This is a genomic window from Streptococcus sp. ELY_125 (assembly GCF_058314535.1).
The window spans coordinates 46636-62516 of sequence record NZ_JBZFUM010000012.1 but is presented as its reverse complement, the minus strand read 5'-3'; the positions used below and the strand labels follow the sequence as shown (position 1 = coordinate 62516).

The 15881-nt window shown below is 43.2% G+C and carries 13 protein-coding genes; all 13 read right to left on the bottom strand.

What is annotated here, in order from left to right; all coding sequences use genetic code 11:
• Nucleotides 1-585: 585 nt before the first annotated feature.
• The 13 genes from AC4HAL_RS06370 to ezrA all read right to left on the bottom strand — a co-directional run bounded on the left by AC4HAL_RS06370 (nt 586) and on the right by ezrA (nt 15798).
• Entirely contained in the window at nt 586-1344 is a 759-nt protein-coding gene (locus tag AC4HAL_RS06370) for a DUF4931 domain-containing protein (RefSeq protein WP_491093481.1), read from the bottom strand.
• Nucleotides 1341-1925: a uracil-DNA glycosylase family protein gene (locus tag AC4HAL_RS06365; RefSeq protein WP_491093480.1), complete on the bottom strand. Its 585-nt coding sequence runs from the start codon at nt 1923-1925 to the stop codon at nt 1341-1343. Before AC4HAL_RS06365 ends, AC4HAL_RS06370 begins: the two co-directional genes overlap by 4 nt.
• 183 nt (nt 1926-2108) lie before the next feature.
• Nucleotides 2109-3518 carry a dipeptidase PepV gene (gene pepV, locus AC4HAL_RS06360; protein ID WP_491093479.1) on the bottom strand — a complete coding sequence of 470 codons (1410 nt, stop codon included), beginning with the start codon at nt 3516-3518 and terminating at the stop codon, nt 2109-2111.
• Nucleotides 3519-3757: 239 nt separating this feature from the next.
• Nucleotides 3758-4738 (bottom strand): YihY/virulence factor BrkB family protein, encoded by a 981-nt coding sequence (locus tag AC4HAL_RS06355; protein ID WP_447452070.1) that lies wholly within the window; start codon nt 4736-4738, stop codon nt 3758-3760.
• Nucleotides 4739-4741: 3 nt separating this feature from the next.
• The gene (locus AC4HAL_RS06350; RefSeq protein ID WP_491093478.1) at nt 4742-5602 is read right to left on the bottom strand and encodes a methionyl aminopeptidase; all 861 of its coding nucleotides are present in this window, start codon (nt 5600-5602) and stop codon (nt 4742-4744) included.
• A 129-nt stretch (nt 5603-5731) separates the two neighbouring features.
• Nucleotides 5732-7012 carry a CBS-HotDog domain-containing transcription factor SpxR gene (gene spxR / locus AC4HAL_RS06345; RefSeq protein ID WP_447452068.1) on the bottom strand — a complete coding sequence of 427 codons (1281 nt, stop codon included), beginning with the start codon at nt 7010-7012 and terminating at the stop codon, nt 5732-5734.
• Nucleotide 7013: 1 nt separating this feature from the next.
• Entirely contained in the window at nt 7014-7559 is a 546-nt protein-coding gene (locus AC4HAL_RS06340; RefSeq protein WP_491093477.1) for a GNAT family N-acetyltransferase, read from the bottom strand.
• 418 nt (nt 7560-7977) lie between these two features.
• A complete protein-coding gene (gene recJ, locus AC4HAL_RS06335) occupies nt 7978-10188 on the bottom strand; it encodes a single-stranded-DNA-specific exonuclease RecJ (RefSeq protein WP_491093476.1) in 2211 nt (736 codons plus the stop codon).
• Nucleotides 10185-10952: an SDR family NAD(P)-dependent oxidoreductase gene (locus AC4HAL_RS06330; RefSeq protein ID WP_491093475.1), complete on the bottom strand. Its 768-nt coding sequence runs from the start codon at nt 10950-10952 to the stop codon at nt 10185-10187. The genes recJ and AC4HAL_RS06330 overlap by 4 nt, the downstream gene beginning before the upstream one ends.
• Before the next feature lie 2 nt (nt 10953-10954).
• The gene (rnz, locus tag AC4HAL_RS06325; RefSeq protein WP_447452064.1) at nt 10955-11884 is read right to left on the bottom strand and encodes a ribonuclease Z; all 930 of its coding nucleotides are present in this window, start codon (nt 11882-11884) and stop codon (nt 10955-10957) included.
• 62 nt (nt 11885-11946) lie between these two features.
• Entirely contained in the window at nt 11947-12609 is a 663-nt protein-coding gene (locus AC4HAL_RS06320; protein WP_491093474.1) for a cystathionine beta-lyase, read from the bottom strand.
• Nucleotides 12602-13840 carry a GTPase HflX gene (hflX, locus tag AC4HAL_RS06315; protein ID WP_491093473.1) on the bottom strand — a complete coding sequence of 413 codons (1239 nt, stop codon included), beginning with the start codon at nt 13838-13840 and terminating at the stop codon, nt 12602-12604. The genes AC4HAL_RS06320 and hflX overlap by 8 nt, the downstream gene beginning before the upstream one ends.
• Before the next feature lie 233 nt (nt 13841-14073).
• Entirely contained in the window at nt 14074-15798 is a 1725-nt protein-coding gene (gene ezrA / locus AC4HAL_RS06310) for a septation ring formation regulator EzrA (protein ID WP_491093472.1), read from the bottom strand.
• Nucleotides 15799-15881: the final 83 nt, after the last annotated feature.

Genomic DNA, 15881 nt, shown 5'->3' with positions numbered 1-15881 from the left:
TATAATCTGGCTTTTCTTTGTGAAACATGGCCTTACCTCACAAACTGTTTTCTTTTAGTATACTCCTAAACAGAGCAAAAAGCTCTTAGAAATGTAATTCCAAGAGCTTTGTCTTCAGTCTGAAAGGTCCAGTGGACCTTTTTATCCCGAGCCCAAAAATTAAAAAGCGAGGCGGGTCCAGTGGACCTTTGAACTACACTCCAAAAGTTAGACACAAAATCTAACGATTGGGGTGTTTTTCTTATCCGATATCGATCGTCTAGACACTTCTAAACTTGGTTAAATATTATCGTTTCCAAAGACTGAAGTGATATAATTCCCCTAAAAGTAAGGTAGAGAATTTCGATATTTGAGATAAGCTTCTCTGTTCTAAGAGATTTAGGAGCCTAAAATAAAAGTTTCTGACTTTTTCCACTGTGATATAGTTGCTGCCAAGCCTCTTATCAATCTTTCTTGTTACCCATTTTCCCCATAGCCTTCAATATCGTTAGTGCAAGAATGATCTGATCGTATTCATACAAGCGCTACGAAGATAGTAAGCAGCTCTTGTCACAACAAACAACCTTGCTCCTATTCTAAAAATTTTTACTTGATAAATGCCTGTAACTCTGCAACCTCCTGCGCTATGCGCTCTGGGTCATTTATCTGTTTGAGGTGGTAGCCAATCAGGTAAGGGGAGGTGACAAAGCGCGGAACAATTTTACAGACCAAGCTTTCTTCCAGATGATAAAAGAAAAGATTATAGGATTCACAGCGGCCGCCTAGATAAACCTGCATTAGATATTGAACTACCTGCTGCACGGTATCAGCCAGTTGATTGAGAGCTCGGTAGCTGTCAATTGAAACATTAAATTCACTAAAACTGCTGAGAGGCTGCTGGGATATCGTTACTCTAGCTTGATTATCTGTTTGCTGGCAAACCAGATGGCCGTCTAGGTTGTCTGGTTTGATGGTTTCATACGCATCTATTTCTTCAAAACCAATCACCTGCATGTGCGGATGGCGCAGGGAACCTCCTGATAGGGGACCAAAGTTCTTAAAAAGTGCCACCGTCTTGAAACGCTGGCTGTCTTCTAACTGCTGCCAAGCTTGTAGGGCAAAGGCAAAAAGCTTACGGTTATGCTCCTTGCTGTAAGTCGCAATATCTCCTAAATGCTGACTAGATTCGATAATTAGGGTTTGGTAGGTGTTTTCCAAGACCGGATACTTATTGTCCAGCCAGATCATATCATCTTCTTGAGCTATAATCTTTTCTAAGCTGTCGATTGCACAAAAGGGACAGCGATCCTGATTGCTGGGTTTGTGTTTAGCAATCCGGGGGTTAAAAATAAGCGGTTGATTCATAAGTCTAAAATTTCTTTCACATATTTTCGCAAATCTGGCAGGACGTCCTTCTTGAACCAAGGATTTTTAGCCTGCCAGAGATTGTTGCGCGGTGATGGATGGACCAGCGGGAAAAAGTCTGGCAGGAAGTCCTTATAGTTGCGAACATTGTCAGTCAGTTTAACGGACGCTTGCTGCTTGAGATAATAATGCTGGGCGTAGTTTCCGATCAAAAGTGTCAGAGAAATATCAGGCAATTCCTGCAAAATCAAGGGATGCCACTTTTGTGCAAATCCTTTTCGCGGTGGCAGATCACCAGACCTGCCCTTGCCAGGATAGTAGAAATCCATTGGGATAACAGCAATCTTATCGGAATTATAAAAGGTATCGCGGTCAATTCCCAACCAGTCGCGCAGGTTATCGCCCGATGGGTCATTCCAGTAGAGGCGGGTATCTTGGGCCCGAATACCCGGAGCTTGGCCGACAATATTGATACGAGCTGTTTTAGGCGCAGTAAAAAGCGGCTCAATTCCTGCCTTGGTATAGGCTGCATTTTGCGGATCAGCCATAATGGCCTCAACAAGTTGTGACATCCTTGACATGTTTCTCATCTCCATTCATTAAGAAACTTGGTTTTATGAGAAAACCAAGCTTTTAAAGTTTTCCATTTTGTAATCCATTATAGGGACTTGGTAAAAAGGCCAGTTAGCCTGATTTTAGCTAAAGGATCTGAAAATATTTGGGCTTTTCCCACTCCTTTAAATCTCAAGGATTATTACTTTCCTCTATTTGATCAGTTCATAGATAGCTTGCGCATAAATTGCGCAGGCGCGGTAGAGATCTTCAACGTCTGCGAATTCATTTGCCTGATGCATGGTATTTTCATAATTTGGGAACATAGCCCCAAAAGCCACACCGCGCTCCAAGAGACGGCCAAAAGTCCCGCCGCCAATAATCTGTTCGTAACCAGTGAGTCCTGTTTGTTCTTCGTAGACATCCAAAAGCGTCTTAACTAAGGGATCTTCCATAGGAACATAATGAGGTGTATGCTCGTGTTCAGAAAGCGTGACTTTATTAAGACCATCCAGCTTTTCCAGCCCTGCTTGAATCCTTTTTGCGTCGGTGCCTTGCGGGTAACGGAAATTGAGTGCGATAATATTATCATCAGAAGCTGCATCAAATGTAAAGACACCAGCATTCATCGATAAAGAGCCCATTTTTTCATCTGTATGAGCTAGACCTAATTTTTCACCCTTAAAGTCCTCGTGAAGAACAGTGGCGGCCACAGCAATAAAGGACTGAGCGACCCCAGCAAAATCAAATTGATTGAGGAAAATTGCCAGATAAGTAGCTCCATTGAGACCTTCCTCGGGTGTAGAACCGTGAGCAGCCTTGCCAGTAACCTGGATGCGAAATTGATCTCCTCGTGCTTCAACCGAAGCTGAAATCTGCGGATGGTCCCCCAAGAAGGACGCCAGCTTTTCTTGCAAATCAGCTAGACTGATCTGGCCTGAAATCAAAGCTGTAGCTGATTCTGGTACCATATTTTCACGAAGGCCGCCTGTAAACTGGTGCAAGATAAAGTCTCCATTATTTTGGCCCGAAAAATGGAGATATTCCGTGATATTACCCTTTTCACCATTGATAATAGGAAATTCAGCATCTGGCGCAAAACCAAAATCTGGTTTCTCAACCTCCGGATGGGCAAAATAATAAGCCATATCGCCCCAGCCTGATTCTTCATCTGTTCCCAAAACAAAGCGGACTTTTTTAGAGACAGGGAGTCCTAGCTCTTTGATAATCTTAAGAGCATAATAGGCAGCCATAGTTGGTCCCTTGTCATCAGAGGATCCGCGTGCATAGAGTTTACCATCCTTGATAAAGGGCTTATAAGGATCGCCATCCCAGCCCGATCCTGCTGGTACGACATCCAAATGGGCGAAGATTCCCAGAGTTTCCTCCCCTTCGCCGAACTCGAAATCACCGACATAGTTATCGATATTGCGTGTCTTAAAGCCATCACCTTCAGCCATAGCTAGAAAATGCTTGAGAGCTTTCACAGGTCCCGGTCCAAATGGATGTTGCTTGTCAGCCTGACTGTCATCGCGCTCGGAATTAATTTCTAAGAGACTGAACAAATCCGTCATCATATCGTCGCGTCGCTTATCTACTTCTGCTTTAAAATCTACAGTCATATCTTTCTCCTTTGTTTCCCATAGTGCCCCCATTATAGCACAAATGCGATGGCGACTAAAGAGAGTAAAATTCGCAAAGCAAAACGAGGCTGAAAGAGCATTCAACCTCGTTATAACAGCTTAAAACGGCAGCCGTAGTCATCAAAATTCATGACCACAGATAGGCTCATGATGGAAAAAGAGCTGGCAAGTCCCTCTTTCCAATCATCATAACAAATGTACTTCGTCCCATTTATGTCTTATTCTTCATCATCAAATGGATTGGCTGACTTGTCTTCTTTGTACGAACTTCTATCACTATCTTCTTCATGATCGCCAAAGGATTGTAAAAAGGTAAGAACGTCGCCGCGGCGACCCTCCATTTCACCCTGCAGAAGCTCCTGAGCTGTCGCATTGAGGACAGCACCTGTGATTAGAATACGCGCTAGGATCACAAACCAAAACATGATAATAAAGATAATGATGGAACCAAACACCTTGATATCGATCAGATTGTTAAAAGTTCGGGTTACATAGTCTCCTACCAAACCGGTCATGAAGATCATGACAATGGAGCTTAAAATCGTTCCCGGCAAAGTATAACGCAGCTTTTTAATACGGACATTAGGCAGGATAAAATAAAGAGTTATCAGGCCAATAACAATGACGAAAATCATCAAGGGACGGTTAGCGTGCAAAAGCAGGCGCACAATCCCCGCTGGCAAGTCATATTTTTGCCGCAATGACTGATAAACCCCATCTGACAAGGCTGACAGCAAGAGGGCAAAGGTCAAGAGAAAGAAGATAAAGAAGCTAGCAATGATACCAATCATATGACCAATGACGAAATCTCTGTGTTGACTGACATCGTAAGCCTTATTAAAGGCCTTCTGCAAGGAGGTCAAACTGCGCGACATCGTCCAAAAACCTGTTAAAGTAGCTATTCCAAGGACACTGCTGGAAGGATAGGCAAAGAGATTGCGAATAATTCCCGCAGTGGAACTGTAGATTTCAGCTGGAAGATTCTGGCGCAGGAAGACTAGAAAGTCTGTCAAGTCAATGTCAAAATAAGGGAAAATATTGGCTGCAATCACTACCAAGGGAAAGAGGGTCAGCAGCAGGTAATAGGCCACAGCGATACTGGATAAGTCTATCTCAGCGCTGCGGTAATGCTTGAGATAGACTTGCAGGGGAGGATAGTTGAGCTTATCCACCAGCCTATCCAAGAATTTTTTCTTCATGTCTTAATAGGTTCCTTCTTCTCCCTGACTGGTCAAGATAACAGGACCGTCTTTGGTGATAACAAATTGGTGCTCATATTGACAAGACAGACCACCATCAAGCGTCTTGTGAGCCCAGCCAGTCTCTAAATCCGTATCAATTTCCCAAGTACCTGTATTGATCATGGGTTCAATGGTAAGCACCATTCCCTCTTTAAGGCGCAGGCCGCGACCTGCCTTGCCATAATGAGGAACATTAGGTTCTTCATGCATGGTCGGACCAACACCGTGGCCGACCAGATCACGAACAACACCATACCCGCGGCTTTCTGCGTATTCCTGAATAGCAGCACCGATGTCGCCAATACGATTGCCAACAACGGCCTTTTCAATTCCCAAATACATAGCTTCCTTGGTCACATCCATCAAATCCTTGACCTCCTGTGATACATCACCCACAGCGTAGGCCCAGCAAGAATCAGCTAAACCGCCAGTATAGGGTGCTGTATATTCTTTCATCTCAGCAGTGTTGTCAAAGTCCAACTTAGAAACATCAAGAATTGATTGATCCAAGGGCTCACTCAGTACCATATCCACCTTAAGCAGATCACCTTTTTTTAAGATGTAGTGACGCGGGAAGGCGTGGGCAACTTCATCATTAAGACCGCAGCAGGTCGCATAAGGATAGTCCATTAGTTGTCCGTCCACTCCAATTTGTAAGGGGAGAACATTGGCTTCTTTACAGCGGCGGCGAACATATTCTTCAACCTCCCACATATCTAAGCCTGGTTTAATCAGGTCACGCAGACCAATATGGATGCTGGCAAGAAAGTCACCTGCGCGGTCCATGGCTTCAATTTCACGTGCTGATTTGAGTGTTATCATTTATGTTTTTCTCCTTTTACTAAATATAAAGCTGTTAAACACTCCAAAAGAATTTAGAAAATGGAGTGACGATCCATTAAGAATCGAGCGGTATTTACCTAACTCCGCAGGAATGTAGGTGTGTTCGATTTAAGTTACCCTGCTTGAGATAACCGCTTTACAGATAACCTGATCCATGCAACGTACTTCTACATCGACAGTCGCACTGCGACGATTTTTAGCAACGATTCGCGGTTTCAGGTGCAATTGGTCATCGATTTGAACGGCCTGTAAAAAGTATATCATCATTTGCTCAATAAAGATATTTTTTTTGCGATTGAGAGATAAGAGGCGCATGGCTGACTCTTTCAAAATTTCTGTCAGAATACCATTGGTTAGATTGCCGGCATTATCAATCATAGCTGGCTCCACTTTAAAACTGAAGTAACCATTTTCCTGTTTGAGGCTAGCCGTAATCTGATCGCTAAGCGTATGCAGGCCATCATGATTTAGTTCTTCCAAATTTTCCATGACCAGCTTTCGGGTGATGACGCCAAGCAATAGGTTGGCATCATCAACAACCGGCAACATAGCAAAATCTTCCATAATCATCCTCTGGGCAACCGTCGCCAGACTTGTCTCAGGTTTGGTGGTTACCGGCTTGGTCATAACAGAAGAAAGGTTAGCTATAGACTCTTGATTAGCAACATCGCGCATACTAACAACACCCACTACCTGACCAAGATTATTGATAATGGGGTAGCGAACGTGGTTACTCTTTTTGACCAAGCGATGGTAATCATTCACAGTGTTGTCAGGATTGAGATAACCATAGTTGGACTTGAGAGTATAAACCTGCGCTACCGTTTTGATATCAGTTTTGATACGAACATTGGATAGGGCACGGTTAATCATAGTCGCTACTGTAAAGGTATCATAGGCTGTTACCATAACGGGTATCCCCTGTTCTTGGGACATGGATAAAACCTTATCCGATACGGCAAAGCCCCCTGTTACCAAAATAGCATTGTGATTTTCTAGAGCCAGCAGTTGAATCTCCTCGCGGTCTCCAACAATCAGAAGTCCCCCTTTAACCAGATAGCGACCAGCATTCTCTCGTGTCATAGCACCGATAGAAAAGCGGCTAAACTCATGCTTAAGGCCTGCATGCCCTGCAACGACTTCTGATTCGGATATTGTTGCAATTTCAGCATAGGTCAGCTTTTCCAAGCGAACTTTGACCTTTTGCTCCACTCGAACAGTGCCGCTGCGGGGACGGGTTTCAACTAAGCCTCGGTTTTCTGCTTCCTTAATAGCACGATAGGCTGTTCCTTCGCTAACTGATAAATAATTGGAAATACTGCGTACACTGACATGTCTGCCAATCGGCAAAGCCTCTAAGTATTCTAAAATTTCTTGGTGCTTGGTCATACTAATTCTCACCTGCCCTTAGCTGAAATTCTAAGTAATCTCGCATCTTGTGACTGTAGCGATCGCTCCCCTTAAAACGCCTAACTAGTCTAAACCCGGCCTTCTGCGCTACCCTTTGACTGGCTAGATTTTCCTGATGGGTAATGATGGATAAACTGCGCAATTGACACTCCTGAAAGGCCAAAAAAACAATACTTTGTAAGCTTTCGGTAGCCAATCCCTGTCCCCAGAAATCCTGATTGATAAAATAGCCAATTTCAGCGTGGTGCTTGGCTAGGTTGAGATTCTCTAAGCGGATAGCTCCAATCATTCTCTTACTGGCCTTATCCTCAATCGCCCAAATGCCCAGCGGCTCCTTCATAAAATAATGGACTAAGATATAATCACTTTCAGCTTGACTAGCTTGCAAGGGGAAGATGAAGGCTAGATTGTCGGGATTATGGGCAATCGCAAAAAAATCTTCACGGTCTTCAAATCGGAAGGGACGCAGCCAGAGTCGCCTTGTTTCCAACTGAGCATACTGCCCAAGTGCTGTCCAAATATCCATGCTATTATAGTACAGTTTTTCTAGAGGCAAGTCAATGGAGGACTAGAAACCTGCTAATACAGCTGTTTTCGGGGCCAGAAAAATCGGAAGCGAGCTCCTGCTACTATTTTTATCGGTGTTCAAAGCTAGAATGAGTTCAGACTAGTGTGATAAAGCGCTATAATTCTAGTGGGGTTTATCCACTACAGTTGACAAAGAGCCTAAAAAAGGCCCTTCATTTTCCTGATTATCCAGAAAGCGAGGACCTTTTTGGTATTCCAATACTGTTTTAAAAGTTCTATGATTCAAACAGCAATAAGAAGACGTTATACCCCAAAGCTGATCATTTTCCAAAGCAAAACCACAGACAAAGAACATTTAAATGCTATTGGGACTAATACAGGGGGCAACAAGAGATATAGCTTCTTAACTGATTCCTTTACCTACTGCTGTCAGACATCAGCCAGTCATAGATTTCCTGCGGTGTTCCCAGCGCCATCAGTTCCTGGTATTTGACCAGAGCTACTAGGTCTTGATAGATTTGACTATCAGCAATAGCACGTTTTGGAGCGTTTTTATTGACTGTCATAATCCCATCATCAATCGTGACAAAATTTAGTTCATCAAAGATTTGAATCATCTTGACCAATAAAATATCAGGGATTTTCAAATACTCTGCTAAGTCAGCCAATTTATGGCGGACATCGAATTCCGGAAACTGGTAGATGGTCTTGTAAAGTTTGGCAAACTGTTCTCGAGTTCCATAACCAGTTAGATAGTAAGCACGCTTAATGTGGTTTTTGAAATAAATCGCCTGAAAAGCCTTGCCGCTGAAAAGCGCCTTTAGCTGGTGCGGATCTTCTGGCAGGTCAACCACTGCTACAATATCACTGTTGCTATTCTCCGTTAGAACCGGCACCTGATCGGGCAGGCTGGCTGATTTTGAGCGCACATCAATCAGCTGGATTCCTTCAACTCGAGCATCCACTAGTATAAGCTGGAGGCTGGTATTACCGTTCCAAGTGTTGACTGATAAGGTAACGGCTAATTCAAGACGGCTAGCTTGGGCAAATTCTTGAGCTCGGTCACCCTGTGAAAAAGCAACAAGGTCAAATTCTGTACCGTCTTGGGCTAACTTAAGTTTAAGATGAGCACCTTGCTGTCCCATAGTTCGACTTTGCAGCACCTTGAAATTCCTTAACCAAAAAACAGGTTTTTTATTATCCATACCAAAAGGAGCCAGTTGTTCTAAACTTTTAATAGTATCAAAATCTAAGTTGGATAAGTGCAGCTCTTCATCGATTGTCAAATTATTTTTGCTAGACATGTCAATCTGATTGTCAACGATATAGTCACAGAGGATATGGCTAAGCTTTTCCAAATTTTCTGCTGGCAGAGTCATGCCTGCTGCACCTGCGTGTCCGCCAAAAGCCTCAAAAATATCTCGGTGATCCGTCAATGCTGCAAAAATATTGACAGCTTCAATTGAGCGAGCCGACCCCTTGGCTTTGCCAGCTTCAATGTTAAGAACGATAACCGGTTGGTTGAGGCTATCCAAGATACGCCCCGCGACAATACCTAAAACACCAGGATGCCAGCCTTCCTTGGCTAAAACTTGAACTGGTTTATCGGGGTCAATCATTGTCATTGCCTCATCGTAGATGGTTTGAACCAAGGCCTTACGCTCTTCATTTTTCTCCTTAATCATGAGGGCGATATCATGAGCTTCCTCATCGTCAAAACCGGTCAAAAGCTCAATTGCGGGATTAGGATCATCCAAACGTCCGAGAGCATTGAGCATGGGAGCAATCTTAAAACCAACAGTCTCCTCATTAAGGCTGCTAGAATCAATATCAGCCACATGCATTAATTCCTGTAGACCAATGCGGTCGGTCTGAGCCAAGACTTGCAAGCCATATTTTACTAAAGCCCGATTCTCATCAGTCAGACTAACCATATCAGCAATCGTTCCGATTGCCACTAAATCAAGAAGTTCATTGGGAATACCTTCTAAGAGAGCTGTGGCTAACTTAAAAGCTACACCACAGCCAGCTAAGTCTTTAAAAGGATAATTCCCTTTCGGATGTTCAGGGTGGACAATAGCATAGGCATCCGGCAATTCATCTGGCAGCGAGTGGTGGTCAGTCACGATGACATCTACCCCCTGATCTTGGGCATAGCCAATAGCCTCGTGTCCAGCCACACCATTATCAACGGTCACGATCAACGAAATTCCTTGCTGTTCAATGAAATATTTGTAGACACTGAGGTTGGGCCCATATCCATCTGTAAAACGATTGGGCAGATAAACCAGATTTTCGGCTCCTATCATCTCCAAGGTTTCCTTCACGATAGAAGCCGATGTCATTCCATCAGCATCATAATCACCATAGACTAGGATGGTTTCATTACCTTCGATAGCTCGGCGAATCCGAGATACAGCTTTTTCCATATCATGGAGCAAATAGGGATCATGTAAATGGGATAGATCAGGGGCTAAAAAGTCATCAAGCTTATCTTGAGTATGGATGCCTCGCTCAAAAAGAATTTTGGCAGCTGTATCATCTAAACCTTTTTTATGTGCCTGTTCTAAAAAGGACTCGCTGGGAGCCTGTTCGATTATAGTCCAGTCATATTTTGACGAAATCATTTGTAATTGAAAACCTTTCTCGAAAGAAAATCAGCCATTTTAGGAAATAAAGCGTAAAATTTAGCAGAAAGAACCATTGCAAAGGGCATATTGAGCTCGCGCCTGTTTTCACCCAGACTTTTGATAATCTTCTTTGCTACTTGTTGAGGCGTCAGGCTGAAGCGCTCTACTGCTTGGAGATAGCCGCCTGATGGATCAGCCCTGTCGAAAAATTTAGTCGATATAGGACCGGGGTTGACCGTTGTTACATAGACATTGTTATCGGCTAATTCCAGACGCAAGGCATTGGAGTAGCCGATAACAGCAAACTTGGTTGCCGCGTAGACACTAGCCTTGATAGTGGCCAGCTTCCCTGCCATACTGGCAATATTGATGATGTGACCGCTCCTTTGCTGAGCCATTTTAGCACCGACCAGACGGGAAAAGTTAATAGTAGCCAGAGTATTGACATCGAAAGTCTCTCGAATGGTCTCAGAGTCAAATTGATCAAAGCTTTTGAACTCTCCGAAGCCTGCATTATTGATAAAAATATCAATACGGCCATATTCCAGATAGAGTTGGTCAACTAGGGCAGCCACCTGACTGTCTGAATGGATATCCAAACTAAAAGTACGAACCTGTGGCTTGCCAGCATAGAGCTGGTCCAGTCTTCCTTTATTGCGTCCTATGGCAATAACGCTATCATCAGAAGGTAAAAGATTGATGATAGCCTCTGCTAATCCCCCAGAAGCTCCTGTCACAGCGATAATACGACCCTTTTCCATGGTTAAATTTCTACCTCTTCTAAATCCCAAACTACCTTACAATTTTCAAAGATGGTTCGAGCATCTGCTTCTAATTGACGAACATCGCGAGCTAGGAAGCGAGCGCTGATGTGGTTCATTAAAAGACGTTTGGCTGATGCTTCCTTAGCAATATGAGCAGCCTGCATATTAGTAGAGTGTCCGTGATTTCTAGCCAAGCGCTCATCTCCCTTGCCATAGGTCGCTTCATGAACCAAGATATCAGCTCCCAAGCCCAAACGCACACTAGCATGACACTTTCTGGTGTCACCTAAAATGGTTACCACTTTACCCTTACGTGGCGGAGATACGTAGTCCTTGGCGGTGATTGTTCTGCCATCTTCTAATACAATATCTTGACCACTCTTAATTCGGCCAAACAAGGGACCAAAAGGAACACCTACAGCCTTTAAACCATCTGCATCCAGACTCCCTTCCAGATCTTTTTGGACTACACGATACCCTACACAAAAAATAGTATGGTCCAACTTCTCCGCATAGACTGTAAATTTATCCGTTTCTAAAATTTGTCCCAACGACTTGCCATCAAATTCGTGAAAATGAATGCGGTAGGGGAGCCGCGTTCCCGTCGCCTTTATACTGGACAGAACCAAACTCCGAATCCCCACTGGACCGTAAATATCAAGATCAGTCTGTTCTTCACTAGCCTGAAAAGATCGGCTGGCTAAAAAGCCAGGCAATCCGAGAACATGATCTCCATGCAAGTGTGTAATAAAAATCTTTCTAATCTTACGCGGCTTAATATTGGTCTCTAAAATTTGGCGCTGGGTTCCTTCACCGCAATCAAACATCCAGACTTCATCGATTTCATTAAGGAGCTTTAGCACTAGACTTGAGACATTCCTCGCTTTAGCGGGTTGACCTGCACCTGTTCCTAAAAATTGTAGTTCCATACTAAATCCCAATAACCATACTATCGGCTGGCTAAAGCCCTATAGTTCTGGCTCTTTCTAATCTATTCTTGTATATAAATCGTGCATTCTCTTTGCTGAAAGCCGTAGTAAAGCATAGCTTTATCTATCCCTGAAACTAAGTTATCAGCTACATCTAAAACTTCTTGCGCATTGTAGCCCGAAACCTTGATAATTCCTCCTTTGAGGCGAAAGGCACTTGTTAAAAGAACATCCGATGCTAACAAATCCAACTCTTTCTTACCTTCCTCATCAAAGATAAGCGGCCGCATTTTTATTTCATCGCCTTCTCGATAAACCTTATAGTGGGGAAAAATCTGTGCTAATTCCATCAAAAGACCACCAGTTGCACTGATTGGTTGTTCAGAAAATACCTGAGCAGTCTCATTATCTGTTTCATAAACAAAACCGAAAGACTGACCAGACAGATTCAAGCGCACAAAAGGGTGCTGCTCATGTGTAAATGAAGGCTGAGAGGTCGTCAACCAGCCAAAAGCCTTAGCAAGTTCAAAATAGTAATTTGTAGCAGCCTTTGGTCCCTGCTTTTGGTAGAGTTCAGAAAAATAGGCATTGACGACGCTAGGCGGCGGTGTCACTAGCAATTGCTGTTTTTCCGGAGTCAGCTGGGATAAAATTGTTGTCAGGTAAACCTTATCTAAACTCGTAAAACCACCATATTTAAGAGCTAAATCGATCACATCAGTCATAAAATTCTTCCAGCTTCCATTTGTTTTCTTCAGCGATAAAACCTGTAATTGTAGTAGTTTCACCTTCAAACTCATAAGGGTCAAGCAGAGCAACCCTGCTTAATTCATATAGCTTATAAAGTTTGTTCTGACCTATTTTAAGTGAGAATGGCACAAAAAGCTGCTCAACCTCGTCCAAAATTTGTCGACGTAGTATTTGTCGACTATTTTTCTCCTTGAGGGAGAGACGGATATTTGGAAAAGCTGTTGCCACTAGCTGGTCAGTTTGATCCATTTTATTGTAAACAGCCAGCCTTGGAATATCCTGCATCCCCAAATCCTCCAAAATTGATAGAACAACAGCCTCTTGTTCGGCATGATTGGGGTCACTAGCATCAATGACATGCAAGAGCAAATCAGCATGGCGACTCTCCTCCAAGGTCGATTTAAAGGCCGCCACTAACTCTGTTGGTAAATCTTGAATAAAGCCCACAGTATCGGTCAGAGTCACCTGAAAACGATCCTTAAGATAAATCTGTTTCGTCGTTGCATCCAAAGTCGCAAATAATTCATCGGCTTCATATTGACGATTATCCGTTAGCCTGTTCATCAAGGTGGACTTACCAGCATTAGTATAGCCAATCAAGCCAATCTTGAAAGCCGAAGAATCCAGGCGCTTTTCTCGTACGGTTGAGCGAGTTTTTTCCGCCACTTGCAACTGGCGCTCAATGTCAGCAATTTGATGACGGATAGAGCGTCGGTTGAGTTCCAACTGGCTCTCACCCGGACCACGACTGCCAATACCACCAGCCTGTCGACTAAGCATAACACCCTGACCAGTCAAGCGCGGCAGCATATATTTGAGCTGAGCCAAATGGACCTGCAACTTGCCTTCATGACTGCGAGCACGCAAGGCAAAAATATCTAGGATTAACTGCATACGATCGATGACTTTAACACCGAAAGCTGCTTCCAAATTTGAATTTTGTCTAGGGGTTAGACGGTTGTTGACAATGACAGTATTAATCTCGTCAGCCGCAATCATGGCCGCAATTTCAGCCAATTTCCCTGAACCTATAAACAACTTGCTGTCATAACGCTCCCGTTTTTGACAATAAACAGTAATAACCTGAGCACCTGCTGTTTCAGCCAAGCTAGCCAACTCCTGCATGGACATGTCGAAATTTTTTGTTTCTTGCAATTCGACACCAAGTAAAATCACACGTTCAGGCCTGTCTGCTGTCTCGAACATAGGTGCCCCTTTCAATTAATTTTCCCTCACTCACGGAATTTTATTATATCACAAAACAGGGTGTTTTTTGCTTAATAGCTCTTAAATTTCATCGCACTTTTTGGGGTTCTTTACCTTGTAAACAACACCTATCAGTACCTATGAAAGTAGGGATAATAGGCGGAGAAGACTTTTCTTTCATAGTTGCAAAACAGAGCCGAACACAATGGCTCGACTCTGTTTAACTATCTACTTTAAAAGCGAATAATTTCGCGTGTTCTCTCATAAGATGATACAAAGCGATCGGTTACGCCTGGTTCAACCATTTCCAAGGCATATGAGATTTCTTCAAAAGATGATTTGTAGTCATACTCTTTTTCAAATAGACGCAGAGCAATTTCAAAACTATCTTGGACAGCTGGCTCAAAACTCCGATAACGGTTGGAGTATTGGAGGAGCTGTTCTGTCAGAGTAGCATTTTGCACCACACGGTAGGTTGTTTCAAGCAGGAGATCCATTGAAGAGCCTGCAGATTCGGTCAAACGTGCTACCAAGTTAATATTGATGCGGTGTTTATTCAGTTCATCTAAAAGGGTTTCCAAATGCTCACTCGTTGTGAAGAAGATACTGAGGAAATCCTGCGGAATACCTGGTAAATTGCGTTTTTCCATAAAACGCTTAATAACATGAAGCTGGTTGATGTAATCATCAGCTTTGATTCGAGATTCATTTTCGATACGTTCAATACTCTTGAGCTCTCCGCCGAGTTCAATTTGGCCTTCTTCCACTGTCGACAAGGTTTTAAGCGCTTCATCAAAGATAACCTTGAGCTCTGAATATGGTTTTTCTTGTGCATCAAAGTTCTCAATCGCTGGAATCGTATCTTGCTCGATGGTCTCTAATTCTTTAGCAAAGTTTTTAACGCTGAGGGTCTCATTGTCCTCAATGATATAGAGATGGTTGAGACGCGCCATTTCTTTTTCAAGCTGATCGTTATTGTGCTTAGCATGTTCCAGATATTTAGGCAGAACTTTGCTGTCTTTCATAACCTGTTTGTTGGCATCGATCTCGCGCTCGAAAATAGCGTAGAGACTGTCAATCTTTTCTTGAATTTCGGCATTTTCATCATTAGCTCGATCCAGATCTAAGGTAACTAGGCCATCAGCATTGCTGCTGATTGACTCACGAATATCCTGAAAGCGCCGTTCGATATTGCGTTCTGGGAAATGGTAATGTGCCTCTAACAGCTTGCTGTATCCAGACTCCAAATCGTCCAGCTGATCTGGAAAATCATCCTCTAATTTGGCGACAATCGCTGGAATTTTTTCAGAAATCTGACCGAGAGCAATGGTATGTTCTTCTGCCTTGTCCAAGATTTCAGCTGCCTCGACAGGGTCACCGGTTGAATTGAGTGTAACAAACTGTGAAAATTCTGCTTCGATATTTTTGAGCTGTTTTTCGATCTCGTTCTTGGTGGTCCCGAAATTATCGGCATTATCTTCGATGCTGCTTTTTAGATCTTCGTAAAGATCCAAGGCATGCTTAACACGTGCACTATTCTTATCCTCTTGATCCTGTAGGATTTCTAGCGCTTCCTGAACCGCTGCGATATCTTCTTCAGCTAGATCCAACTGACTTTCGATAGTTCCAATCGAATTTCTGACCTTCAAGAAACGGAAGGAATCATTCTGATTTTCAGCTTCAGTTAGGTTGGCTTCAATATTTTTGACAGTATTAGAGGTAAGATCCGTCCACTTTTGGTTCCATTCACGAAAAGTCGTTTGACTTTGACCAATCAAGTTGAGTTTCTTGACCTTCTCCAACTCTTGGGCTATCGGCTGGTCAAATAACTTTTGCTTACGCTCCTCTAATTGAACCAGTCGCAGGTCGTTTCGTTTTCTTAGAATAACACCGATAAGGTAGCCGACGATGACCACAAGGACAACAGCTACAATCAGTACTACAATTCCGCTCGACATGTTTTCTCCTTTAAGTGTCGAAGGCACTGAGCACCTTCACATTATCACATAGTACGCCCCATTATATCATAGTTCCAAGGACA